Annotated in this window: 18 protein-coding genes and 2 pseudogenes; 5 read left to right on the forward strand and 15 right to left on the reverse strand. The window is 41.6% G+C overall.

The features are described from left to right. Positions 1 to 300: 300 nt before the first annotated feature. From RMZ95_RS23990 to RMZ95_RS24015, 6 genes and pseudogenes are all read right to left on the reverse strand, one after another. A pseudogene (locus RMZ95_RS23990) lies at positions 301 to 1,629 on the reverse strand (IS701 family transposase). Between the two features lie 370 nt (positions 1,630 to 1,999). Further along, a complete protein-coding gene (locus tag RMZ95_RS23995; protein ID WP_322674098.1) occupies positions 2,000 to 2,128 on the reverse strand; it encodes a hypothetical protein in 129 nt (42 codons plus the stop codon). 47 nt (positions 2,129 to 2,175) lie between these two features. Beyond that, a complete protein-coding gene (locus RMZ95_RS24000) occupies positions 2,176 to 3,042 on the reverse strand; it encodes a GNAT family N-acetyltransferase (RefSeq protein ID WP_322683317.1) in 867 nt (288 codons plus the stop codon). 389 nt (positions 3,043 to 3,431) lie between these two features. Next, the gene (locus RMZ95_RS24005; protein ID WP_322683318.1) at positions 3,432 to 5,168 is read right to left on the reverse strand and encodes a diflavin flavoprotein; all 1,737 of its coding nucleotides are present in this window, start codon (positions 5,166 to 5,168) and stop codon (positions 3,432 to 3,434) included. Between the two features lie 267 nt (positions 5,169 to 5,435). Beyond that, the gene (locus RMZ95_RS24010) at positions 5,436 to 5,948 is read right to left on the reverse strand and encodes a phosphate-starvation-inducible PsiE family protein (protein WP_322674095.1); all 513 of its coding nucleotides are present in this window, start codon (positions 5,946 to 5,948) and stop codon (positions 5,436 to 5,438) included. Between the two features lie 143 nt (positions 5,949 to 6,091). Continuing rightward, positions 6,092 to 7,822 (reverse strand): diflavin flavoprotein, encoded by a 1,731-nt coding sequence (locus tag RMZ95_RS24015; protein WP_322683319.1) that lies wholly within the window; start codon positions 7,820 to 7,822, stop codon positions 6,092 to 6,094. A gap of 219 nt (positions 7,823 to 8,041) precedes the next feature. On the opposite strand from RMZ95_RS24015, the gene RMZ95_RS24020 reads away from it, so the two are divergent. Then, entirely contained in the window at positions 8,042 to 8,977 is a 936-nt protein-coding gene (locus RMZ95_RS24020; protein WP_322683320.1) for a 1-aminocyclopropane-1-carboxylate deaminase/D-cysteine desulfhydrase, read from the forward strand. 108 nt (positions 8,978 to 9,085) lie between these two features. Further along, entirely contained in the window at positions 9,086 to 10,861 is a 1,776-nt protein-coding gene (locus tag RMZ95_RS24025) for a DUF262 domain-containing protein (protein WP_322683321.1), read from the forward strand. A gap of 48 nt (positions 10,862 to 10,909) precedes the next feature. Here the strand turns inward: RMZ95_RS24025 and RMZ95_RS24030 are convergent, their stop codons facing one another. From RMZ95_RS24030 to bcp, 3 genes and pseudogenes are all read right to left on the reverse strand, one after another. Next, on the reverse strand, positions 10,910 to 12,067 hold the full coding sequence (locus tag RMZ95_RS24030) for an IscS subfamily cysteine desulfurase (protein WP_322683322.1): 1,158 nt from the start codon (positions 12,065 to 12,067) through the stop codon (positions 10,910 to 10,912). Positions 12,068 to 12,072: 5 nt separating this feature from the next. Continuing rightward, positions 12,073 to 12,699: pseudogene (locus RMZ95_RS24035) on the reverse strand (type I restriction endonuclease). A 107-nt stretch (positions 12,700 to 12,806) separates the two neighbouring features. Further along, the gene (bcp, locus tag RMZ95_RS24040) at positions 12,807 to 13,286 is read right to left on the reverse strand and encodes a thioredoxin-dependent thiol peroxidase (protein ID WP_322683323.1); all 480 of its coding nucleotides are present in this window, start codon (positions 13,284 to 13,286) and stop codon (positions 12,807 to 12,809) included. Positions 13,287 to 13,395: 109 nt separating this feature from the next. On the opposite strand from bcp, the gene RMZ95_RS24045 reads away from it, so the two are divergent. From RMZ95_RS24045 to RMZ95_RS24055, 3 genes are all read left to right on the forward strand, one after another. Continuing rightward, entirely contained in the window at positions 13,396 to 14,277 is an 882-nt protein-coding gene (locus RMZ95_RS24045) for an FAD-binding domain-containing protein (RefSeq protein WP_322683324.1), read from the forward strand. A 135-nt stretch (positions 14,278 to 14,412) separates the two neighbouring features. Further along, positions 14,413 to 14,841: a hypothetical protein gene (locus RMZ95_RS24050; RefSeq protein ID WP_322683325.1), complete on the forward strand. Its 429-nt coding sequence runs from the start codon at positions 14,413 to 14,415 to the stop codon at positions 14,839 to 14,841. An 808-nt stretch (positions 14,842 to 15,649) separates the two neighbouring features. Continuing rightward, the gene (locus RMZ95_RS24055) at positions 15,650 to 15,970 is read left to right on the forward strand and encodes a hypothetical protein (RefSeq protein WP_322673634.1); all 321 of its coding nucleotides are present in this window, start codon (positions 15,650 to 15,652) and stop codon (positions 15,968 to 15,970) included. Between the two features lie 41 nt (positions 15,971 to 16,011). Here RMZ95_RS24055 and RMZ95_RS24060 read toward each other — a convergent pair whose 3' ends face one another. The 6 genes from RMZ95_RS24060 to RMZ95_RS24085 form a co-directional block, all read right to left on the reverse strand. Continuing rightward, complete coding sequence (locus RMZ95_RS24060) at positions 16,012 to 16,335, reverse strand: DUF2103 domain-containing protein (RefSeq protein ID WP_322683326.1); 324 nt, start codon at positions 16,333 to 16,335, stop codon at positions 16,012 to 16,014. A gap of 5 nt (positions 16,336 to 16,340) precedes the next feature. Further along, the gene (gene clpS, locus RMZ95_RS24065) at positions 16,341 to 16,667 is read right to left on the reverse strand and encodes an ATP-dependent Clp protease adapter ClpS (RefSeq protein WP_322673636.1); all 327 of its coding nucleotides are present in this window, start codon (positions 16,665 to 16,667) and stop codon (positions 16,341 to 16,343) included. A gap of 166 nt (positions 16,668 to 16,833) precedes the next feature. After that, positions 16,834 to 17,019, reverse strand: coding sequence for a hypothetical protein (locus RMZ95_RS24070; RefSeq protein WP_322683327.1), 186 nt, complete (start codon positions 17,017 to 17,019; stop codon positions 16,834 to 16,836). After that, the gene (locus tag RMZ95_RS24075) at positions 17,010 to 19,040 is read right to left on the reverse strand and encodes an FAD-dependent oxidoreductase (protein WP_322683328.1); all 2,031 of its coding nucleotides are present in this window, start codon (positions 19,038 to 19,040) and stop codon (positions 17,010 to 17,012) included. Before RMZ95_RS24075 ends, RMZ95_RS24070 begins: the two co-directional genes overlap by 10 nt. A gap of 665 nt (positions 19,041 to 19,705) precedes the next feature. Next, the gene (locus RMZ95_RS24080) at positions 19,706 to 23,671 is read right to left on the reverse strand and encodes a DUF4912 domain-containing protein (protein ID WP_322683329.1); all 3,966 of its coding nucleotides are present in this window, start codon (positions 23,669 to 23,671) and stop codon (positions 19,706 to 19,708) included. 641 nt (positions 23,672 to 24,312) lie between these two features. Continuing rightward, the gene (locus RMZ95_RS24085; RefSeq protein ID WP_322683330.1) at positions 24,313 to 25,419 is read right to left on the reverse strand and encodes a precorrin-8X methylmutase; all 1,107 of its coding nucleotides are present in this window, start codon (positions 25,417 to 25,419) and stop codon (positions 24,313 to 24,315) included. Position 25,420: the final 1 nt, after the last annotated feature.

Below are 25,420 nucleotides of genomic sequence, written 5' to 3' on the forward strand. Positions count from 1 at the left end.
GTTAACAGAAAAATCAGGGCTTGGAAACCCTCGAAATGACCTTTTCCACATACCGTGAAAAGTCAGGGTCGTTCGTGCAATCAATAATGAGTTGATAGCGATTCCCAGTTAAGTGATGTACAGATAATATTTTGAAACGCAGAGGGACGCAAAGTAAAGCCAGTGCGTTGCGCGGGTTCCCCGCGTTGTAGCAACTGGCGTAGCGCAGAGGTATGCAGAGATTTGTACCTCAGCAGACTAGGAAATGCTATATCCCTCTTCTGTCACTCTCCGGAATAAGCAAGTAGTAAAGAAGTTAAATCATTCAGAAGCATAACAGGGTTTAAATTGATTCATTGCGGCAATTAAATGATTGAATCCCAGTAACAAATCTGAATTTGGGAAAATACTTAACCAGGGATAAATTAACCAAAATAGTAAAAGTGGTTGGATAATGAGACGCAGATTATTTAAAGTATTCTTCCATCCAGATTCATGGTTCCATTGCGGATGATTAGAAAAATCAACATCACTATTTTCTTGTACCTCAGTCCCAAATTTACGAGGTTGATTTAAGCTTAAGAAGACTGGCGAATTTAAACTAATCATCGTGTAAACACAAAAAATAATCTCCCACCACCTCTCAATATGTTGGAAATTAGTAAAACGGTAATCTGTCCAGCCTAGTTCCTGTTTACACTGTCGAAACCCATATTCTACCCAGGTTCTTAATCCATATAAGTCACCTAAGATTTTCTTGAGATTACCTTGCAAATTCGTCATCACGAAGGAGGTAGAATTTTCCGGCATGGTTTCTGGATCAGTAGTTATTTCCCAGTAAGTTATGGCTCTTTTTTTACCATAAACTATTTCCCTAATGTATCTAATTTCTGATTTCTGATTGCTAAATGTTCTCTCAAATTTACACCACTTATTCGCCCTAACGCTCTGTCCTGCTGGCAACCAGACTCCATGATTATTTCTTATCGCTACGACATAATCTAATTTGTATTCAGCTAGTTTTCTAATAAATTGGCTGCTTTCACCATATAAACTATCCGCTAGTACTAATTCAATAGTAAAGCCTGATTCAATTAGCTCTGTAATAATTTCTGATGCTAACTCTATTTTAGTTTTGTATTTATCTGATTCTTTTAGCGTCCCTTTTGGTTTGAATATTTTTACACTTCAAGGAAAAGTTATATTAGAGTAAAGTCCATAAGCATTGACTGAAACTATTCCATTATCGACTTTTCCGACACTCCCTAAATATTGCCTGGCTACATAATCAGTCTTTTTACCTTTTTTCCTATCTCCTGTTTCATCTATTACTACTGTAATTGCATTGCCATCCAATGCTTTTTTTAGTTTATTTAATCTTCGTTGTTTTAATTCCTCTACTGACCAACCTGAATTAGCTAAAAAATGATCTAATGACTGTGCAGAGTTTATACTTACGGCTTTCGCTATCTCTGGTAACGATTTTCTTTTGATTGGTGACATTATCCCCAGATGTAAATATTTGAAGCACTCATAATTTCTTACTTCTTTAAACAGGTCTTTATACTCTGCACAATATTCATCTACGATCGCAACTGTTGGGTGAGCGTCTCTCGCCAAATGCTTGAGGATTTGTAATTCTACATCCATTGCCCTACTTATCTTTCAGGGTTTTCTTTTTTTATTCTTTTATTCAGAATACCCGGAAAGTGACACAAGAGGGATATTGTCAGGCGAAACAATCTAGGACTTACGCACTATACAAATCAACCAAAACGTGTATTACGGTATTTAGTCTTTTCAGAGGCTTCAGATAACCCTGATTTATTCCGACATTTGCGATCGCTGGATGCAAAACATGGCTAAAATACCCAAATTGTGTTTAGTACTTATGTACGATGCGTAAGTCCTACAATCGTATTGTCAGCCAAAACAATGCCATTGCAACTCTAAAAGACTTGTGTGTATAGCGTAGCTTTACAAAGAAAGAGGTATTGTTAGACAAGAGTGAACAGTCAGATTAATAATAGCTGCCAGATTTCCGATGTTCTAAAGCCGTGACACCATCATTTGCCAACACTTCACCGCGATCGATGACGGCATAAATTAACCATCGATCGCCACATTCCATTTGCACTTTGTTGACCATTGTTACAAATGTGCTGACTTAGTTTAGTGGTTGCAGCAATAGGCAATTTAATAAAGTATTGAAGGTAGAAATGTGCCTACTGGCTCGTTGTACAGTCCCATACTCATCAATGTCATTGGTCGAACTATGTGCAATCCTTTCTCTAAGCACCAGCGCAGTAACTCAGTATTGCGCGTTGGCAAGAGAAATCCTGATTCGGAAATTGCTGTTGCAGCGCTCAGTAGTGCTTTGAGGTCTTGATTACTGTGTGCAACTGCGTGTCCATCCAAGCCAAGTACAGTTATGTATCCTGTAATGCAACCGTTATGTTCAACTACTGTAAGCGTTTGCTGCTCAATTGCATCAAGTAATTCGATCTGGCGAACATGACCATGAACTTGAAAACAGAGTTGGTTGCAGATATCGATATCTGCTGCGGTTGCTTTACGAACCACATAGCCTAAAACTTCAAGTTGAAGCGCCGTACCTTTTAGGACTGCAAGCGGTTCTCGCACACGAAATCCGAGTTTAGTATATAAGGATAATGAACTACTATTATAAGCAGCTTGCACTAATCTGACACCTGCAAACTCTTGCTGCCGTGCGTAATCTAAGACGTATTGCATGAGATGCCTACCAATTGAACGTCCTTGCGTTATGGGGTTAACAGATAGCGGCCCAATTCCAGCAATTGCCCCATTATTCCAGAGGAAATTACTGCCCACAATATGTCCATCTAGCTCTGCTACAACCGAGTAAACATTTTGACGTTTAAGTAGAGACGAAAACGATTTAATTGTAGCTTCAGGAGAAGCCCAGTCTATGGTAAGATTATATCGTTCATCGAGGATCTTAAACGCTTGGTAAGAGATTGAACCGCACTCATGAGCATCTTCAATCCTTCCCTCTCGCAAAATGAAGTTTGTGCTTTTCATAATAGGTATACTAGCCGTTTCAAGATAGTAAACTACTAAAGGGAGATGCATGAAAAAAATCAGAGGCGGAATAGAAACGTAGTGCGAGATTTATTAATAAAGATATGGCTGCGGCAAGACTTGTGTGTATACCGTAGTCTTAAGAGGAGAGAGGAATGAAAGTGAGGTTTTCCAGATCCCGTGAAACAATGGCATTGTCAGTCGAAACAATGCCATTGCAACTTTAAAAGACTTGTGTGTACTTGACTTTTCACGTTATTTAGGAAAGCCCACGAAAAACCTAACCCCCTAACCCCCAACTCGTTGCGGGAAGGGGGAAAATTCAAAGTCTCTCTCCTAAAAGGAGAGAGATTTAGAGAGAGGTTTTCTACATACTATAAAAAGTCAGATTAATAATAGCTGCCAGATTTCCGATGTTCCAAAGCCGTGACACCATCATTTTCTAACACTTCACCGCGATCGATGACGGCATAAATTAACCATCGATCGCCACATTCAAGCTGATTTTGCACTGTACATTCTAAATAGGCTAATGCCTCATTCAAAATTAAACAACCATTATCAGCAGTTTTTGTGGCAAGATTTGCAAAGGGATTATCGCCCAAAGTGCTATGACGAGAAAAATAACGTCGGACATTTCTTCCTTCTTTAAGGATATTCAGCACAAATTTATCGCCGGGATGATGCATTAACTCTGCATTTTGCTCGTTAGCGATCGCAATCATAATTCCTGGTGGGTTAAAAGTTGCCTGCGATACCCAAGAAGTTAAAACCCCTTTGTGAGTTTCTTCATCACGAGTTGTCACAACACAAAGAGAACCAACAATCCGCCCCACCGCTTGTTCAGTACGATCTACATGGGTTTCTGTCACGATGTGGCGAGAAGAACGCAGTTTTTTAGTTTTCTTCAAGTTTTGGGCAAACAAAGCACCAGCTTCTTGACACTGCTGAAGAATCTCAGGAGTCGGACTGAAACGCACCCGAATTGTTTCAAATCCTAATTGATAATTAGCATCTTTGAGCTTGCTTTCTATTGAATCTATCGCCTCGCCACTCCAACCGTAAGAACCAAACACCCCTGCTAACTTAGTTTTAGCTGCTACCGAGAGAACTATTCCTAAAGCTGTTTGAATTTGAGTTGGTGCATGTCCGCCTAAAGTGGGTGAGCCAATAATCAAGCCATCGCAGCTTTCTACAATGCGGTTGATCTCCGCAGAATCGGCTAGTTCGCAGTTGATTGATTCTACATTAACTCCATTTTGGATCAAACCTTGAGCGATCGCATTCGCCAGAATTGCTGTATTTCCATAAGCAGAAGCATAGAGCAAAGCGACACTCAATTCTTGAGATTTTTGTCCTTGACACCATTGACGGTAATCATAAGTAAAACGGCTGAGGCTGTAACGGACAACTGGCCCGTGTGCTGGGGCATAACATCTGGCTCCCAAAACCGATATTTTATCTAAGGCTACTTCGACTTGTTTGGCTTGGGGCGCATGGAGACATTCAAAATAGTAACGACGTTCCGCATCTAATCCCTTCCAATCTTCATCAAACAAAGTATCTTCGCAAATATGAGCGCCAAAAAGTTTGTCTGTGTAGAGAATTTTTGTAGCGGCATCGTAGGTACAAAGTCCATCTGCCCACCGGGGAGTCGGTACGGAGATAAATGATAGAAGATGTCCTTGTCCTAAATTTAGAGTATCTTGCGATCGCATCGCTTGAATAGGTGATTCAAATTCGGGAAAGGCAGTTTTGAGAGCATTGGCGGCGGGACGAGAACAAATGAGAGTGGCTTGAGGAACCAGAGAGAGTAATACTTGCAAAGTTGCTCTGCGGTTCGGATTGACATGACTAAGAACAATGTAATCGAGGGAGATGAAATCTAGATGTTGTGCTAGTTGCTCAAGGTAAATTTCGGTAAAAGATTCGCCGGGAGGGTCAATTAAAGCCTTTTTATCAGCTTGAATTAGATAAGAATTCGCTGTAGTTCCCCGTTGGCGGGAATATTCCACCTCAAATTTTAATCTGTCCCAAGTCCGCGATCGCAAAATCAGAGTATTTTTACCAATTTCAGCAACTTGTACATCTCTGCTATGGTTGGGCATTAATGTGGCAGCAGACATAATAACCTCTCTTAATAATGGGGAATTGGGAATTGGGCATTGGGCATTGGGGAGGCAGTGCGGTCTTCTCCCAAGGGGAGACGCCAAGGGCGATGGGGTCTCCCCCAACGGGAGAGCGAGTTCCTCTTTGTTGAAACAACAAGACCGGACTCGCTCACCAAGTGGAGCAACTGCCGTCATTGGGCATAACAGAAGATTCAGACGCGATTAATCGCGTCTCTACCCACTTCCGTTCGACTACGCTCACGGCAAGCCTACTTCCTATTTTTAATGACCATTGGTTTGTGTTAGTTCAGACTTTGCTCGGCTTCTATAGCGTTTAGATACTTCTTGTTCCGGGTCGATACCTTCAAAAGTTGGGGGTAGCCAAACTCGCAGGAATAGTAGAACTCCTAACACTAATAAAAAGGCACAAGTTGCTAAAACTTGACTCCAACTTGTTTCTAAAACACCTTTAACAATGACTTCTCGCAATGCGGAAACGATAGAAACTTCAACAGCTACTCCAATAGATACTCGATGTTCTTGTAGGTAAATAATCAGCAGTCGGAATAGCTCAACTAAGATAAGTAAAAAGAGAATATCGGCAGTAACAGCATGAAAATCTAGAGGTGGAAGTAAGGAGAGAAACATATCTCTCACCTGAAGCACCATGAAGCTAAATAAACCGATACACAAAGAAATTACAATTACATCTTGGATAAATTCCAAGCTTCGGACAACGCGCCCACGATTAATTTCGTACATCGTAATCGGGGTATTTTCAACAGATTTATACATAGTTTTTAGGAGACGCGATGAATCGCGCCTGTACTAGAGTGGGTAGAAACGCGATGAATCACGTCTGTAGGGAGCAGAGGAGCCTAATGACAAATGACCAATGACCAATGACAAATGACAAATGACCAATGACAAATGACAATTTAGTAATGATTGCCAATTTTCCGGTGATGGGCGGCTGTAAGTGCATGTAAGTTGGCAACTCTTCCAGTTTGGACTGTGCTATAAATTACCCAATGATCTCCACAATCCATACGGCTAGTAATTTCACATTCCATGTAAGCTAAAGCTTCAGCTAAAACGGGCGATTCATTTTTACCTGGATATGTTTTCACTCCAGCAAATCTATCTGCGCCAGGAGCAAAACGCTTGAGGAAATGTTTCATTAATCCTTGATATTTGCCTTCTTCTAAAACATTTAAAACAAAGCGATCGCCAACGTGCATCAAGGATTCAATTGCCCGATCTTTGGAGACTGCGATCGCTACTCCTAAAGGCTCAAGACTGGCTTGTGTCACCCACGAAGCCAACATCGCACTCTGAATTTCTCCTTTTTTGGCAGTGATAATGTATAATCCTGTGGTAATACGCCCTAAAGCTTTTTCTAGCTCGGTATTGATAGATTTGATTTGTTTTATGGTGCGATCGCGGGTTAACCATTGACCCATATCTGTCCCCGCTTCATCACAAAGTTGTTCCGTTGCTTGGGTAGGAATTTCCTTAACTAAAATAGGCGGAAAAGCTTCGGTTAATCCCAGTTCTTGAAACTTATTGCGTAACGGGTAAATGGGTTCATCTTCTCCCCCTCCCGACTCTAATAAACCAATTGCTTGTTTCTTATGAACAGCAGCCAAAATTGTACTTAAAGCAGCTTGAATCATTACCGAAGATTGGGGTGGCATTGCAATTACTAAACCAGAAGCTTGTGCAACTAATTCTCGAACTTCTTGAGGTTCTGCACTATTGAGGTCTACTAATTCTATTGCTACACCTGTTTTTGCGCATCCATGTGCAATGTTACGGACTAAATGTTCGCTATGCCCGTAATCTTCAACATAAAATAGAGTTACTAAAGTCTCTGTTTTTGCTTGTTCTAAACTCCAGTTTTGATATCGTCCCAGCCATTCGGAGATATAGTTTTGTAATAAAGGGCCATGTCCTGTAGCAACAGTTGCTATTTCTAACTTTTCAATCCGCTTTAAAGCTGCCAAGACAGACCGGGCATTCGGCCCCATGAGACAATCATAGTAATATTTAAAATCTTCCTCAAGTAAGGTGATATTTTCATCATAAGTGTGGTCATCACAGTAGTGCATCCCAAACACATCGCAAGTGTAGAGTGTGGAAGTTTTATGGTTATAGGTCAAGATTGTGTCAGGCCAGTGTAAGTTAGGTGCAGAGATAAATTCTAATTCGTGTCCGTTGCCTAAATCTAAGCGTTCTCCACTTTTCACCTGCATTGATTTAAAAGGCTGGTGAACCATATTTTCTAAAAATTGAATAGCTACCTTTGCACCAACAACAGTAATGGAGGGAGCTAATTCCAAAATATCTTTCACTAAGCCACTGTGGTCTGGTTCTGTATGGCTAATAATCAAGTAATCTATCTTAGTCGGATCGATTAATCCCGTCACTACCTCAAGATATAATTGCTCAAACTTTCGGTGAGATGTGTCAACTAAGGCAATTTTTTCTCCTTGAATTAAGAAAGAATTATAGGTTGTACCATTCCGTAAACCGAACTCGATATCAAAACGTTCTCTATCCCAATCGAGACAACGTATAGCAGTCGTTTGAGGAGCGATTTCAACAGTTTCAATCGTCAAACGTCCAGGATTGGAAATAACTTGAGTAAGCTGTGTGAGTGCAACCATTTCTTTTCTCCAAAAGAATATTATCTGGAGCGAGCGTTATGTTTCCTATATTTACCTGAAACACTCAATTAGTAAAATGCCAATTTCTAAAGCTAATCATTAGAAAGATTTATTCATCATTTAGCTTGACTTACCATTGAATTACTCAATGTTTATCATTATTTTTATATTCGATAATGAACGTGAGAAAATGCAAATTCTAAGTTAGAATCTTGACAGATGTCGTTAACCTTAATTACTCCTCCTCTACAGCAAATCAACAGCGAAATCGCCCGTCACGCTGGTGTTGAACTGTATGTGCTACGCCTGGATCTCATGCACCCGTGGGTTAACGGCAATAAATGGTTTAAGCTGAAATACAATCTTTTAGAGGCCAAAAAGAAAAATTTCACAACACTGCTAACCTTTGGCGGCGCTTATTCCAATCACATCTATGCAACTGCGGCGGCTGGTAATCTTTTCGGTTTTCGCACCATCGGCGTAATTCGTGGAGAGGAGAGGCTACCATTAAACGCAACGCTGGGTTTTGCTGTAAAACAGGGTATGCAGCTTGTGTATCTGAACCGCGAAATGTACCGACAGCGCAACACACCAGCGTTAGAAGAATATCTACGACAAAGTTTCGGTGAGGTGTTTATCATTCCCGAAGGTGGGAGTAATTTAAATGGTGTACGCGGCTGTACAGAGATAATCGATCGTGCCGCATTTAATCATATATGCGTAGCCTGCGGTACTGCCACCACACTAGCAGGTATTGCGCTTTCGTTGCATGAAGGACAAAAAGCGATCGCTTTTCCCGTATTGAAAAATGGGACATTTCTTGCGCAAGAAATCGAAAGTTTATTGACAAATTACCTCGCCTCTGATTTACCTACACCATATAATTCTCCCGCTTCCTGGGAATTGGTATGTGATTATCATTTCGGCGGCTATGCAAAAGTGAACGACGAGTTACTACTATTTAGCCAACAGTTCACACAGGAACATGGTGTACCCCTCGATTACGTATATACCGCCAAAATGTTTTACGGAGTGATGGATTTACTACAGCAGGGATTTTTTTGTAGAGGCGATCGCTTGTTGCTAGTACACACAGGCGGCTTACAGGGCAACATCGGTATGGAAGAAAAGTTGCAGAGATTTTCTAAAATCTGAGTTGCCACTTAATTAAATATCAGTTACCTTTGTATGGAATTTTACTTGACTAAGTGAAATTTACATATCAATCTTGATATTTACTCAACGTTAGGTAAGGTAAAGTTAATGTTTACATACGCCGATCGCATTAAGCCAGATGGTCACAGTATTACTACCTATTTAGAAAATCTCCTAGCTAAAAGGTATCAAATTCCCACTTTTCAACGAGATGTTGTTTGGGAGAAAGAGAATGTAAAAAAACTCTGGGATAGTATTTATAAGTTTTACCCTTTAGGAAGTATTTTAATTTGGAAAACCAGTACTAAGCTAGAAAGTCATAGGCAAATAGGAGGTATCAAATTTGCTGATGATTTTCACTCTAATGAATATCAGTATATTTTAGATGGTCAACAAAGAACGACTACTCTTTTAACATCAATTTATGGAGGAAAAATTGAGAAAAAGGAGAACTTTGATCCAACGCTATACATAGATTTTACAGTTGAATTCACTGAGATCACAGATGATACAAGTTACACAAAGCGATTTTTATTTTGGGATGAAATTGATGATAATAATGGTCAAATAAAAGCAAATAGTGGCAAGAAAAAACGTCATGAAGAAAAACTCATTGTTAGTTTAAGAGATATCATTAAAAATCCTGTGGAAATAGAAAGAAATCTTCACAAAAATGGATATGGTGACTTTGAAAATCCCTATATGCAACAATTCAGAAGGATTAGGGAAGCCTTATATAGTTATCAAATTTCCTTCATTGAGTTAAGAGGTATTGAAGTTGCAGAAGTGTGTCAAATATTTGAGCGGATTAATCAAGCTGGTAAACCCTTGGATATCTTTGATATTGTGGTTGCTAAGACCTTTCGTTCTGAAAATAAGACAAATAATATCTCTGGATTTTATCTTCGTGAATTATTTGATAAATTTAAACAAACTATTTCTAGCAGTCAATATGCCAATATTGATAATTGGACATTGCTACAGATGCTAGCTGTAGTAGTAAAACTTGAATTTCCCGAAGCTGGGATACAAAATATTACTGACATGTATCTTAATAAGCTAAAAACAGAACATATTGAAGCTGTATGGTCTAATTTTAAAATAGCCGTTGCAAAAACTTTTGATTTCTTTGATAATATTTTGCATATTAAAGGTGGAAGATTAATCCCTTACCGATATTTTTACCTGACTATTACAGCATATTTTTATCGGAATGATAAACCAGATTATAGTTTTTTAAATAAATATTTTTGGTATTATAGTTTTCATAATGCAGATTTACTAACAAACACTACACACCTCTGGGAACATATATACTTTGTTAATCAACAAAAGGTTAATAGTACTTACTCATTCAATAAGTTTGATATTGATAAAAATTCGCTCAGGAAATCTTTCTACAGTTATAGAGGTCGCTTATCCAGAGCAATCCTATCACTTTATGCAAACCACAAGCCGCAAGATTGGGCAAAACCTCATAGAGATGTTTTGTCTAATGTTTATTATTTGTTAACAGATAAGCCTAACTTACACCATATATTTCCAGTTAACTTTATTAAACAGAGTGGTATTGCTAGTCAAATAGAATGTGACAGCTTGATGAATATTGCCTATTTGTCTCAAATAACTAATTTGAAAATTAGCGATAAAAATCCATTAGATTATCTCAAAGAATATGACGATCCTGATTTAGAAACAGTGCTACGTTCTCATCTTATACCTACGCTCATTCTTGAATGGTCAAGAGCCGATGCACTTCCAGAAAACGCCCTAACTATTTTTATTGAAGAAAGAATAAACCTCTTATTAGAGGCTTTGAGGCTAAAGTTAGAAGGAATTGAATTTAATGTTTTTGATATGGGCGATCGCACAGATAATATTTAGTTTTAGAAAAGCGATTGTCTAAAGAAGAGATATTGCTGGCTTTTATGCTTACCGTTTATTTTGTAAACTTTGAATGGTAGCGATCGCATGTTTTGCCACAATATCAATTTCCTCTTCTGTATTAAACCTGCCAATGCCAAACCGCACGGAGGCATAAGCTAGCTGTTGAGGGTGTCCCAAGGCTGTGAGAACATGGGAAGGAGCAGTATTTGCCGACGAGCAAGCTGAACCAGAAGAAACTGCCATTACTGGCTGCAATCCTAGCAAAAGCGCGGCTCCATCCACTCCCTCAACACTGATACTCAAGTTTCCCGCCAATCGCTGTTGAAGATGTCCGTTGAGATGAATTCCTTCAACTTGCGATAGCTGTTCCCATAATTTTTGTCTTAACTGGGTGAGACGTTGGGTTTCTGTCGGTTGTTCAGCCAAAGCGATTTCTACAGCTTTGCCAAAGCCGACAATTTGCGGTGTATACAATGTACCAGAACGCATTCCCCGCTCATGTCCGCCGCCGTGCTGCTGGGGAGCCAGTTGCACTCTGGGGTTGCGTCTGCGAACGTATAGCGCTCCAATGCCTTTGGGGCCATATACTTTATGTGCTGTTAGCGACATTAAGTCAATTTTCATCGCTTGCACATCTAAGGGAATTTTACCAATAGCTTGGGCGGCATCGGTGTGGAAAATGATTTGGTGTTCATGGCACATTTCCCCAATTTCTGCCAAAGGCTGTAACACGCCAATTTCATTATTTGCAGCCATCACCGAGACTAAAATCGTTTCAGGACGGAAAGCTTTTTTTAACTCAATTAAATCAATCAATCCATCTTTTTGGACAGGGAGAATAGTAATTTCAAAACCAAGACTTTTTAAATAATTACAAGGATCGATTACTGCACTATGTTCAGTGGCAACAGTAATAATATGCTGACCTTTTTTAAAATAAGCTTCAGCAACACCTTGAATCGCTAAATTATTTGCTTCTGTTGCACCACTTGTAAACACAATTTCTTCTGGTGTGGCGTTGATTGCTGCTGCTAAAATTTCTCGCGTTTGCTTCACAGCAGCTTCTGCTTCCCAACCATAAACATGACTAATACTTGCTGGGTTGCCAAATTTTTCTGTGAAGTAGGGAATCATTGCTGCTAATACTCGTTCATCTACGGGTGTAGTAGCGTGGGAATCAATGTATATAGAACGAATCGACATAATTATTAACTCAAACTTTGACTCAAATTTTTTAATACGCTTAGAACTTGATACAGTTCATTTTTTCTCCTCAACAGCGTAAACTCATCAGACAATGCATACTTTGGTATATTTTGTTTAGTCAGTTTTATAAAAATGAAATGACTACCATTTGTTACTAATCCAAAAGCAGGTTTGTCTTGATTAGGATTAGCCAACATATAAACAAGTGCTTGAGGTACGGCTTCTAAAAGAGAAAAGCTAGACCTTTTAGATTCAATGACTAACAACCACAACTTTTCTTGAATAACTAGAACATCAATACGTCCTCTAATAATTTCTTATTCATCTTCCAAGGCAATTTCAATAGATTCTTCAGTAGCGATAAAAAATGGCTCTTGATAGAATCCTGCCAAGTCTAATAAAGGAGATAGCACTATCATCTTAACTGCACTTTCTAAAAGCGGTGGGTGTTTTACCAATCTCATAAAATTAGTTTTCACCCTGTCTAGATATTGCTTTTCTATATCTGTGATTTCTGGGAGAGTGTCAAACCACTCTGTAAAACAATCTTCATTTTCAGCTTGTTGCAGACCAAACTTTGCTTCTAAATCAGCAAGGCTGACATTATGCGCTGGAATGGCTTTAACCATAATATTATTCAACTGAATATACTACTATCTAACAGTTTGAGTTGTTACTTTGATGATAACGTTACTGGTTTCCACATTGATTTGACCAATTTGACTCACTTGGAATTTTACGTGGCTGCTAATTCTCGCAATTTAGTTAAAACTGCTTGAGCATGACCTTTGGTTTTTACGTTGGGCCAAGTATAGACAATAATTTTATCCGGTGAAATTAGAAAAGTTGACCGAGCAACACCCATATATTCTTTACCCATAAATTTTTTCAATCGCCAAGCGCCGTAGGCTTCGATTAAAAGATGTTCTGGGTCACTTAAAAGGGCGATCGCCAAGTTATGTTTGCTGATAAATTTACAATGGGATTTACCCAAATCTGGACTTACACCTAAAATTTTCGCTCCCAGTGCGCTGAAATCTTGATACAACTCGCTGAAATCTTTCGCTTCGGTGGTACAGCCCGGTGTATCATCTTTGGGGTAGAAGTAGAGGACAACCCACTGACTGCTGAGGTCGTCGAGAGTGACTAAATTGCCATTTTGGTCAGGAGTGGAGAAATCTGGCGCTGGTTGTCCAACTTGGGGAATGTTGCTCATGATGGGATGTGAGAGATTGCGTAAGCGTAACTCGTCGTGGATATCGCTTTAGAATTGTACATATATTGAGCGATCGCCTACGCACGTAACCATTCATAATTTGCTGATAATGCCTAAAGATATGCAACGCGAATTTACCAACCGCGATGAATTGGTAGCCTACCTGCGCGAACAATTCCCAGGTGCAGCAGAACGCGATAACCACATCAGCGAAACTGTGGGGGGACGCCAAGCGGCAGAAACAGCGCTGCAAAAAATCGACCCCCTTCGCTACGCCCAAACACGTAATTTTTTCGCAGGTGCTATCACACGTCTTTCGCCTTACATCCGCTATGGCGTTTTGAGTTTGCGAGAAATTCGAGATTATGTCCTCAATCACGTACAGCACCAAGAGGATGCTACGAAACTAATTAACGAATTAGGTTGGCGCGACTACTGGCAACGGTTGTATATGAAGTTGGGGGATGAAATCTGGAAAGACCAGGAAGAGTACAAAACTGGTTATACTGTGGGCGAATATGCGCCCGAATTGCCGCAAGATATCAGAGAAGGAATTACAGGCAGAGTTTGCATTGACAGTTTCAGTCATGATTTGAGAGAAATTGGTTATCTACATAACCACGCCCGAATGTGGCTAGCTGCTTATATTGTTCATTGGCGGCGTATTCGTTGGCAAGCTGGAGCCAAATGGTTTCTTGAGCATCTTTTAGATGGAGATCCTGCTAGTAATAATATGTCATGGCAGTGGGTTGCTAGCACCTTTAGTCAGAAACCGTATTTTTTCAACCGTGAAAACTTAGAACGCTACACCAAAGGCATTTATTGCGAGAAATGTCCCCTTTACGGTCATTGTGATTTTGAAGGCAGTTATGAAGAATTAGAACAGCGACTTTTTCCCAAAGGCGAATTTAGCAAACAACCTAATAGCCAAAGTTGGCAGCGTGATAAAAAAGGGAAGAGGAGCAGGAGAGCAGGGGAGCAGGGGAGATGAGGGAGATGAGGGGACAAAGGGATAAACAAAACTCCTAACTCTTAACTCTTAACTCTTAACTCAGCACTCCTAACGCCCAATGCCCAATCCCCAATGCCCAATGCCCAATGCCCCATAACAAATGACAAATGACAAATGACTAAACCAATTGTTTGGGTACATGGAGATTGCCTCAGTCCAAATAATCCCGCATTACACAAATACCCGGATGTTCCAGCTATCTGGGTTTGGGACGAGGCTTTGATAGAAGAATGGCAATTGAGTCTTAAACGTCTGACTTTTATCTACGAATGTTTGCTACAGTTACCTGTTGTTATTCGCCGTGGCAATGTAGCACAAGAAATTTTAGCTTTTGCTCAAGAACATGATGCTAATTTAGTTGTCACAGCCAATAGTCCCAGTCCCCGATTTGATGATATCTGTAATCAAATGGAGCGTTCTATAGCAGTGGAAGTGTTAGAGGTAGAACCGTTTTTTGGCTATGACGGCTATATTGACTTGAAACGGTTCTCGCGCTATTGGAAAGTGGCTCAAAATTATGTTTATCAAAAGCCTTCGCCCTAAATGTCTCTTATAAATTGGGCTACGGTGTACACATATCTTGGTAATGAAGCATAAACCCTGGATTTACCCCCCTTAATCCCCCCGATGTATTGGCTACGGTGTACACATATCTTGGTAATGAAGCCTAAACCCTGGATTTACCCCCCTTAATCCCCCCTTGTAAAGGGGGGAAACAAGAAAATCTAGTTCCCTCCCCTTTACAAGGGGAGGGTTAGGGTGGGGTAATTCAAGGACTGGTAGTGATTCCATAACTTGTGCGTACACCGTAGCCCAATTTGGGAGAGGGACTTTGAAATTCGCTCCCCTTCTCCCAATTTGGGAGAAGGGGTTGGGGGATGAGGGCGGTTAATTTTACTTAAAAGATTTTGATTGATTTTTTAAGTAAAATTAACTTATAAGTTAATTACAACAATTGCTGCAATCATTTAAACCTTTCTTATATATGGAGGAATAATTGTTGCAAAGTATTAAACCTTTCCAGAAATTGCTTATATATTTCTTGGAAATACTTAAACCTTTCTTATATATGAAGGAACGATTGTTGCAAAGTATTAAACCTTTCCAGCAATTGCTTATATATTTCTTAGAAAGACTTAAACCTTTCTTATACATGAAAGAGCAATTGTTGCAAATGCTTCAATTTTGGCAACTAGGGTTGCAGGTTAATCGAGTTACGAGTGCTGAGTTGCAAGTTAGATTTTTCACTCAGCAGTTTTTATTCTATTGAGGTTTGTAAATAATTTGTATATCTGCAAGGAATATTCCTTTAGACTGAGTTTCAATTGAAAAAATGTAGGAATAAACACAAATGCATTCGTTAAATATATTTTGTCACGAATCTGTAGTTGCTGTTTCCTTTGTCGCTTGCATTATTGGACTGTTGTTACTGTGGGATGGTAAGCAGCAAACAAATGAGATGGAAGAAACAGAGCGAATTCTGTTTAGAATGAGCTTTAGTTACTGGCTAGTTTACTGTGTAGCTTTTGGCATCGAAAAAATAGTTTTACCTGGCTGGGAATCTGTAGTCATGACTTTGAAAATAACTACGGCTCTGTCATATTTCTTAACTTTTTCTTGTATTGTTAGTCTACCACTACACAAATTTGCAGTACATCGAGTTGAGGAATAGTTATTGGGTATGGGGCATGGGGCATGGGGCATTGGGTATGATTAACATCTCATAGCGATCGCTAATGCAGCTTCTAGTTGATCTTGGGACAAAGTTGTTAAAATAAAGACCTCTTGTACCGTTTTCCCCTGCCGCGCAATGACTTTATAGCCGCCGCGAATAGGTACTGAGACGCGTAATTGCATTTTTGGACAGTGACCTTTTGACCGCCCAATCACTCCCGGCGTCACAGTTTGGATACCATCCTGCTGACAAAGACGTTCTAAAATGGGGATAAGACCAGAAAGGTGTGTTGAGTGATTCCATACCAGTCTGGCAGCTTTTTGTGAAGCTGTGCGCAGGGGATCTACGGAGGGTTTGCCCATAATAATTAAGCTGCTTCTAGAGGTGCCATTGTCAAACCTGCTCGGCGCAGTTGCTGGTGATAGAGTTCCGCAGGTTCTTGGGGCCCGACCCAGACGATCGCTTGACCTTCATAGTGTACCTGATTAGTCAGATCCCACGCGCGATCGCCAGTCATTCCCGGAATATATTTCATCAAACATTCAGACACATGTTGGAATGTATTAAAATCATCGTTTAATACAATCACTTTGTAATTTGGATAAGTCTTACGGATAACTTGATTAGACCGTTCAGGAGCTATAGTTGGTGCTGTGGACATCCCGTAAACATCTGCTGAAAGTGTCATAACCATAAAACAATTGGTCAAGATAATTTTACAAAACTACACTACAAGTAATTAGTTTAGTTTATTGTTTAGTAGTCTGTTGTCATTTGTCCGTTGTCATTTGTCATTTGTCATTTGTCCTTTGTCTTTAATCAATGACCAATGATATCGTGTCCGGCTAAGGACTTATCATTTATACCGCAGTTCTTGCTGGGGGAAGAGGCTTTTGTTTTGCACAGATTCGGTAATAAGTAATTAACCGGACTTGATATGACCAATGACCAATGACAAATGACCAATGACCAATGCCCAATGCCCAATGCCCAATGCCCAATGCCCAATGACCAATGACCAATGACAAATGACAATCTATTTCCAATTATCCCAGTTTTCGTTAAAAATAGATGTATCTGGGAAGGCTGTAGGATTGCCATTTTGTTGCAAAAGCCGTTTGAGTGCTTCTAGTTGTGGCTCTTGTTTAGGTAAATCATCAACTAGTTGGTAAGGTGCGATCGCATTTTTGAGTGCAAAACTAGCTACAGTTCCCGCAGCTGCGCCGGCCGACCATTCAAATGAGTGTACTCGATAGGCAGCAGCAGCAATATGACTAGTTGCAATACTTTTGCCACCTACGAGCAAATTATCAATTTTCTGGGGAATCATTGCCCTCAAAGCAATTTGGAAGGGGTAAGCTTGACCTGCGCCACGTCTTTCGCCGGGACGTTCTGTGTTTCCAGGGGCTTCTGCGGGACTATTCACCATGCAAGGATGGAAATCTATGGCGTAGTGACCAATACCCACAGCATCGGGGAAAATGGTAGAACGAGTCCGTCGCATTGCTTTGTCTGGTGGAATTTTACCGTCAATTACTGATATTGCTTCTAAACCTGCAACTGCTGCTCGTAGCCGACGATACATATCTGCTGGCAGAGTCTTGGAGTAATACTCATCGTTATAATCTCGGCGGGAAATATCAATTTCCCCAATCCCAAAGCCTTCGGCTTGTCCCCAACTGGGGCGGCCAATGATGCGCCGTCCTTCTCGCATATAGGGATATTTTGATAAACCATGCGCTGTCCCCATTGGGGAATTTAAACCAGAAACAAAGCGGTTATTAGTTTGCGGCTTCTTGACACCATCTCCTAATTGAGAATCTGTAGTCCCAGCTACCAGCCAGTAATAAAAAGATAAAGCATTTTCCTCAGCCTTGCGGAGAGTTTCTGTCCGCAGTCCTCCCATCCAACCCCCTGGTTCTAACTGTCCGGTACTTTGTAATTGTTGGCGGGTATAAATTAGGTTATCCTGGGCTGTTCCGGGGCGGTAGTCGTTACCCCAAGTCCAGTTTTGCATGGAGATATCCCCTGGTGTAGGAGCATCAAAACTGACACCGCCGAATTTTGCTGGTTTCCCTTTGTTTGGACTCCAAATGCGACGATAGGTAAAAACTAAATCAAAGCTAGCCAGTCGCGTTAATTCATAGCTGAAATATGGCGCATATTGGGGATAAAATGCAGGCATTGTCTGCGGTTGCGGTTCTTTGGTGGACTCCATTGCAAAGGTGTAGGTAAAACCTTGAGGGCAATAGGGATCATTATTAGCGCTGGAAGCAGAAGGTTCTAGGTAAGAACGAGCATCAATACCTAATCGGTAGGGAACATCAGCAAGGGCGATAATTTCTCCGGTTTCGCTAGCGTCTACGACATACCATTTAGGAGCATCCTCTTTCACTACTTTGGGGATGAAACGGACAATCGTTTTGGTAAACCGAGACGAGTTTTCGTAGCTATAAGAATCTTCAATACTTTGAGATAACGTAAAAGTATTGAGAGGTGGTGCGCCTTTTGGTGGTTGATGTTGAATTGCGATCGCACTATTAATTATTTTGCCATCAGCAGCGATTTCCAAATCCTTAATTACTGTGTTGGGAAACCATTGCAATTTTCCTTTGCCCTGCTTTTCGGCATCTTTAAGCATCTGGGTCAAAATGGCGTGAGCATCATGCGGAAGAAAACACGATTCACTTACCCAGCAGTCACCTGGGTTAAGCTTACCGTATTTACGTCCAATCCGATTTCGTAATTCCAGATAGCCGCGAGAATAGAATTTTAAAGCTCGTTGAGTTGGGCGTTCGTCTAACGCAGATGTTCCTTGAGCAGAAATTTGTCCTCCCAGCCAGTCAGTAATTTCCGTCAGACAAACTGTTCGCCCTGCTAGCAAACCCTCGTAAGCTGTGGCTACACCAGAAAGTCCACCACCCACAACTAAAATCTCACAATTTACACTTTTGTCTGGGGTTCTTGGTGGTGCAGCGATCGCCTCATCAAATACAACTAAACTAGAGATTAAATTAAGACCAATCAGCGATGTTAAGCTAAAAGCTACTTTATGTCTATGTTTCATAGTTAAAAAAACGCTCCAAATCCTGTGTCACCTGTAGACGTTAGCATTTAGGAAATGTCTAGCTCAAGAAATTTTTCTAGAGCAAAAGACGCGATGAATCGCCGTTTTGACATACAGACGCGATGAATCGCCGTTTTGATATACAGACGCGATGAATCGCCGTCTCTACAATACGCGATGAATCGTGTCTTTGTGATGATTTATCACATTTTTGCGATCTATAATTTTCATCAAAAAACCTTAATCGAATCGTATTATAATCATTTCCCCTAACAGGGATGAAAACGAAAGTTGGCATAATAAAATCCCCCCTTCCTACACCCCTGAAAAGGGAGAATTGGTTTAGAGGAGAATGGCACTAATAAATATACAGCCCTTGCTCTAACTGGTTAAGAGCCTCTAGGCTCTTAACCCATTCTGTGAGACTCCGCCTCTAGTAGCTTGACAAGAGGCAGAAAGCCCACTTTAGATACATTCCCAGCCTAGAGGCTGGGAACAAGACGACATAAGCTTTTGGGCTTTTGTTAGTGCCATTCGGGTTAGAGGAGATAACTCAAGGTAATAAACTGTTCCACATTTAACTTGCATATATTGGGCGGGCGAGACGCCCACCCCACAATAAATGTACAATTTCAGATTATGCAAACTAGATGTGGTTTAGCTTATTAGCTTTCGGAAGTTTCCTGAGAGAACTTCTTATGAATAGTTCTTGTGGATTCCCCATCAGCAGCTACCGTTATGAGATAGTCCATTAAACCATCTGAAAAGGGAAGACGTAGGTGGAAAGTACCATCAGGTTTGATTTTGATGGCATGACCGCCAATGTTTACGTTGGTATTTGGTTGAGTTGCTCCGTGAATAATTAACTCAGCATCAGCCACGAACCAAAAATCTCCGTGGGGACGACTGAAAACCCGGACGTTAGCGGAACGGGCGATGAGTAACCAGCGTTCGCCATCAGCAATATAGCCAATTTCAACCATGTAATCGCGATCGCTGACCGGAATCGCCACAAAGCGATCGCGTGCTACTTCTTCAGATTCATACTGCTGGACAAGTTGAGGACTTTGATAACTCAAGTCAATGCCAGTCACATCATAGAGCCGCACTGCTAATTGAGAACCGCCCTGTTGTTGTAGTGCTTCAGACTGAGCTTTGGAAATGTGCCAAGAGACATAAGCCCACTTGGGAGTGCGGGGTGTGAGGACAATACTACTTTCTTCTGGGGTAGTTTCTGCTTCTACATTTGCCGAGCCAATAGCGGTTTCGCTGACTAATGGTACAACATTTTCAACAGTGGAATCTGTTGTCGGCTCTGTGGGCACTGGACTAAAGACACGAACGATCGCAGAACGGGCAATGAATAACCAGCGACCGCCATCAGCGACATAGCCAATTTCAGCTATGTAATCGCGATCGCTGATGGGAATTTCTACAAAGCGATCGTGTGCTGTCTCTTCACATTCATACTGCTGTAACAGGTGCGGAGTTTGATAACTCAAATCAATGCCAGTCACATCATACAGTCGCACTACCAATTGAGAGCCGCCCTGTTGTCTCAGTGCTGCTTTTTTAGCTTCGGAAATCTCCCAAGAGACTTCAGCCCATTGGAAAGTGCGGGGTGTGAGGACAATACTGCTTTCTTCTTCGACATCTACCAAATCAACATCTGTTTTATCAGCGATTGCGACATCATCAACTACGGGATCTGGATTCACAGGGCCGAAGACATGAAGGATCGCAGAACGGGCGATGAATAACCAACGATCGCCATCAGCAAGATAGCCAATTTCAGCTATGTAGTCGCGATCGCTCTGGGGAATGTCCACCAATCCGTCGTTTTCTGTTTCTTCAGATTCATACAGCTTTACCAGCTGCGGAGTTTGATAACTCAAGTCAATGCCAGTTACATCATACAGTCGCACGATTAATTGAGAGCCGCCTTGTTGCCGCAGGGCTGCTTTCTTGGCTTCGGGAATCTTCCAAGCGACATGAGCCGATCCATCAGTATCTGGTGTGAGGACAATACTGCTTTCTTCTTGAGTATCTACCAAACCAATAGCTGTTTCGCCTGCCATTGCCAGATCATCAACTATGGGTTCTGGATTTACAGGACTGAAGACACGAACAATTGCAGAACGGGCGATGAGTAACCAGTGTTCGCCATAAGCGAGATAGCCAATTTCAGCTATGTAGTCGCGATCGCTCTGGGGAATTTCGACAACGCGATCGTGTGCTGTCTCTGCACATTCATACTGCTTCACCAGCTGCGGAGTTTGATAACTCAAATCAATGCCAGTCACATCATACAGCCGCACTGCCAATTGAGTACCGCCTTGTTGCCACAGTTCTGCTTTCTTGGCTGGGGAAATCTCCCAAGAGACATGAGCCGATGTATAAGTATGCGGTGTGAGCACAATACTACTTTCTTCATCAGCATCAACCAAACCACTAGCTGTTTCGGCTGCGATCGTCTCATTTGGAGCATCCGCTCCGAAAGTGCTAGCCCAAGCGCCAACTCCCGCGCCTGCTGCTAAAGCTGCGGCTGCGCCCAAATCTGTGGAGTTAGCTTCTTCAACAGTCGGCTCGGCAGGAAGTTCTGACTCTGGCCAACTTAAAGTGGGTTCGGCTGCGTCCGCTACCACATTCAATGCATCTTTACTCAATACATCTTCTGGAAATTCCGGTAAATCGAGCAGTGAAGATGTATCTGTCTCTGATGCTTCCACATCGGCTGTCGTTTCGTCAGATTCCACTAAAGGCAATTCATCAACTGAGGCTGTATCCTCAGTTGAGGTGATACTCTCTAGCCAGTTCAATTCTGCCTGAAGTTCCTCGTCTGCCCGATCTTCACTAATTGCTGTGTCCCAGTATCCAAAATCAGATGATGCTTGTGGCACATCTGGTAATTCCGGGAGTGGGGCTGTCACCTCAGATGAAGGCAGTTCCACATCAGACAACTCTTCTGGAATATTACCTGGGTAAGGATATGAAGTATTTACTACAGCCGCCGGAGCTTCTATATCCCATGCAATTTCATCAGACTCAGGAGTGTATGTCTCCGTATAATTATTTAGTTCGGATGTCTCATCAGTTGCATTTGGTTCTCTTTCTTTGTTGTTAAAGGTAGACCAGGTAGCCGCCCCGATACCTGTTGCTATAGCCGCACCACCTAAAGCTGCGGCTCCCAAATTGTTATTTTCTGAGCCATTCGCTACGCTCGATGTCGCACCTTCATAGAGGTTAGAAGTACCATTACTTGTCTCTTGGACTAAATTTGCTGTCTGCTGAGTAGCATTTTGATCCAGATCGGATTGTGTTTGAGCGTAGATGTTGAAAGGAGTGCGATCGGGGTTTTCTTGCTCTTGAAAGTCCGGTACTGCTTGTTCCTCCAGCGTCGTTCCATTCAGGGAGGAAACTGTGCCAGCATCGAGCGCCGCCGTTTCTCCATTGGGTGGATGAGGATTTGATTCTGGTAAATTGTCTGTTTCCTCAGGGGGCAATGGGGGTTTTTTGAGAATCCACCATAGTACAGAGCCACCTACAGTTATAAAAAAGACAGGTAGCAGCAACCACAATGGTGTTTCTTTATTTACAATTGGAGCGCTTTGTGTAGGTGCAGCTACAAAGGGCTGTTCGCCAAATGCAGAACTAGTGGCACTAGGGGAAGGCGTAGGTGCTGGTGTCGTTTGGACACCTGGAGCAGCTGCAACAGGTTGTAAGACGCTGGCTGCGATCGCCTCGGCTTCGGCAGTTCTACCTTTTTCTATAGCCTGCTGTCCTGCGGGTGCTAGGGTAAAGCCAAGAAAATCTACTGTGGTTAAACTCTGATCTTTTTTGTAAACGTAAACTAAAGGTTGCGAGAAGGGATATCTCGCATCAGCTGGCAAGGCTTGATGTAATTGCAGAACTCGCACATCTTTCAACTTCGATACCTGATTAGCTAACACATAGCTGATACCGTCTTTGCCCAGTTGTTTGATGATTTCTGCGGTATTATCGTCACTTACTTGGGTAGCATTAGCACCTGTAGCAAATTCAGCAGTTTTGAAGGCTGGATAAGTACGAAAAGTATTGCGAGTTTCACTCGTGTTCGGGCGATCGATGAACCGAATCTTGGCTGAAGGCCCTCCCAGTTGTGACCAATTTGTAATTTGTCCCCGAAAAATCCGGGCGAATTGCCTACTAGTCAAGCTTCCTTTGAAAGGATTCTCTGCACCAACCACGATCGCAATCTTCTCACGCTGCAAACGAACTTGCTCTAGTCCTTGAGCTTTTTCTGCTGGCGTTAACCCGCGCCCCATTGCGACTATATCGATTTTGCCATCTAGCAAGTCTTTCAGCGCTTTCTCAGTGCCGTTAGCAGCAACTTCAACCTTTTTACCGACAAACTGTTTTTCAAAACTTTCTTTCAGGCTTTGGTTGATTGCACTCAAGCTACTGGAACCGTCAATCCGCACTATCGGTTCATTCTGCACTGTTTGTGGCAGTGGCGAAGAGGTAGCTTCAGGTGTAGATTGTGCCAGCATCGGAGCTGATACCACCAGAGATGCTGCCATCGGGGTTGTAGCTAAGGCAACCCATAATAACAGTCTGACTATCAAAGTATCTTTTTTTTCTTGTTGCCACATAAGCCCCTTAATTAAAGTAAAAAATAGAAAGCCTGCCAGTCCTAAATCGCGATCTTTATAAAGATTATGGAGGAGACGGGCTAATTATACATCTGAGTTATCTTTAGTTCTAATTACTTCAAAGCACTTATGCTGATTTATACTTCGCTCTAGCTTGGATAGCATGATAATTTATACTCTAATTGCCAAAGTCTGTTTACTATAAATTCTTCTAAGTTATATTGCAACTTAGAGGTTGTTTGAAAAGTGGTTGGCTGTGATTAAAATTACCCCCCTTAATCCCCCGATACATTGGGGGTAAACCAAAAATCCAGTTCCCTCCCCTTTACAAGGGGAGGGTTAGGGTGGGGTAAAAAATATTTAATACATCAATCATGACTTTTCAAACATCCTCTCATACACAAGTTGGTAGTTTATGACCGCGATTATGAATTATTGAATTACTAAAACTGGTAAAGTGTAGCAAATTCAATATTATTTAACAATATTATTTTCAGTAGTGCTGAGTCTGAGTTATGAGTTATGAGTTATGAGTGCTGAGTTATGAGTTCTATGTGCTAAGTGTTGAGTGCTTTTTCATGCAAGGCTTTTGAAACTCGTTTCACTGAGACTGTCTTAAATGAATACTTATTGTTCAGCACTTATTTGAGATAACAATGACAATCTGGCTTATCTATTAGTGACTCCACCAAAGCATTTAGGGCAGTTGCAGCTAAAGCACCACCTCCCAAAGTCCCTTCAACTGTAATAAAAGGTATCCCTTGTTGCATCAGTTGTCGCTTGGCTGCGGGAGCATGACTAAAGCCAATGGGCATTCCAATTACTAATGCAGGCTGAATTTTTTGGTTAGCTATCGCTTCACAAGCTTCCAGAAGTACTGAGGGAGCATAACCAACTATCAACACACAACCATTACTTACTTGCAGCAATTTTGTTCGCCATTCTCGATGCTGCCAAAAGGCGAGTTCTGCTTCAGTGGCGGTGGTAATATGGGGGTTATCAATCAAGGTTTCGGTGCGGCATCCCAAGTGAAGTAATCGGGTTTGATCTAAAGCAGCAGCAACCGTTTGGGTATCGACAACAATTTGACAACTTGCAGATAAAGCTTCTCGACTAGCGGCGATCGCCTCTCGACTCAATTTCACAAACGATACTAAACTGACATCGCCACAAGCCAAAACCAACTGAGAAATTAAATGCTGTTCAATTTCCGAACGGTGAGACAAATCAGGTAGTAAGCGTTGTAGCGATTCAGTAAAAGCTTCCGAGTGGCTATGAATTTCGGCATCCAAACCACTCCAGAGATTTTCCAATCCCCCCAATCCAGCTTGGGTTTCAACATCAAGTAACTTCAGTTGCGCCAAAACTTCCGCCTGGATAATTTGACAATGGCGATCGCGCCCCAATAATCCTTCTAATGCTGATGCAGTTTGTCGCAGTTGAGAAATTTGTTGCATCACCGCGCGATATTGCTGCTGAAGTTGTCCCATGAGGTTAACCGTTGTGTCGGCTTCTGGTTCCACTTCCAAAATATTGCGAATATGGTTTAGCTGAAACCCCTGCTGTTTGAGTGCGACAATCCGTTGCAACCGGAGAACATCTTTTTTGGTATAGAGACGGTAATTGCTTGGCGATCGCACTGGTTGCGGCAGCAGTCCCAACTGATGGTAATGGCGCACCATCCGCGGAGTTAAACCTCCACCAACCGCATCAGTAAGTTCTTTAATAGTTAAGCAACCAGGGTTCATG

The organism is Nostoc sp. DedQUE07, from assembly GCF_034530975.2.
GTDB lineage: Bacteria > Cyanobacteriota > Cyanobacteriia > Cyanobacteriales > Nostocaceae > Nostoc.

Coding starts and splice junctions, on each gene's coding strand:
- RMZ95_RS24015 (WP_322683319.1), bottom strand. CDS start 7,822: ATGGTTGCACTCACACAGCTTACTCAAGTTATTTCCAATCCTGGACGT.
- RMZ95_RS24060 (WP_322683326.1), bottom strand. CDS start 16,335: ATGGGCAAACCCTCCGTAGATCCCCTGCGCACAGCTTCACAAAAAGCT.
- RMZ95_RS24080 (WP_322683329.1), bottom strand. CDS start 23,671: ATGTGGCAACAAGAAAAAAAAGATACTTTGATAGTCAGACTGTTATTA.
- RMZ95_RS24010 (WP_322674095.1), bottom strand. CDS start 5,948: ATGTATAAATCTGTTGAAAATACCCCGATTACGATGTACGAAATTAAT.
- RMZ95_RS24085 (WP_322683330.1), bottom strand. CDS start 25,419: ATGAACCCTGGTTGCTTAACTATTAAAGAACTTACTGATGCGGTTGGT.
- clpS (WP_322673636.1), bottom strand. CDS start 16,667: ATGGTTATGACACTTTCAGCAGATGTTTACGGGATGTCCACAGCACCA.
- RMZ95_RS24025 (WP_322683321.1), top strand. CDS start 9,086: ATGTTTACATACGCCGATCGCATTAAGCCAGATGGTCACAGTATTACT.
- RMZ95_RS24055 (WP_322673634.1), top strand. CDS start 15,650: ATGCATTCGTTAAATATATTTTGTCACGAATCTGTAGTTGCTGTTTCC.
- RMZ95_RS24075 (WP_322683328.1), bottom strand. CDS start 19,040: ATGAAACATAGACATAAAGTAGCTTTTAGCTTAACATCGCTGATTGGT.
- RMZ95_RS24005 (WP_322683318.1), bottom strand. CDS start 5,168: ATGTCTGCTGCCACATTAATGCCCAACCATAGCAGAGATGTACAAGTT.
- bcp (WP_322683323.1), bottom strand. CDS start 13,286: ATGAGCAACATTCCCCAAGTTGGACAACCAGCGCCAGATTTCTCCACT.
- RMZ95_RS24050 (WP_322683325.1), top strand. CDS start 14,413: ATGACTAAACCAATTGTTTGGGTACATGGAGATTGCCTCAGTCCAAAT.
- RMZ95_RS23995 (WP_322674098.1), bottom strand. CDS start 2,128: ATGGTCAACAAAGTGCAAATGGAATGTGGCGATCGATGGTTAATTTAT.
- RMZ95_RS24000 (WP_322683317.1), bottom strand. CDS start 3,042: ATGAAAAGCACAAACTTCATTTTGCGAGAGGGAAGGATTGAAGATGCT.
- RMZ95_RS24020 (WP_322683320.1), top strand. CDS start 8,042: ATGTCGTTAACCTTAATTACTCCTCCTCTACAGCAAATCAACAGCGAA.
- RMZ95_RS24030 (WP_322683322.1), bottom strand. CDS start 12,067: ATGTCGATTCGTTCTATATACATTGATTCCCACGCTACTACACCCGTA.
- RMZ95_RS24045 (WP_322683324.1), top strand. CDS start 13,396: ATGCCTAAAGATATGCAACGCGAATTTACCAACCGCGATGAATTGGTA.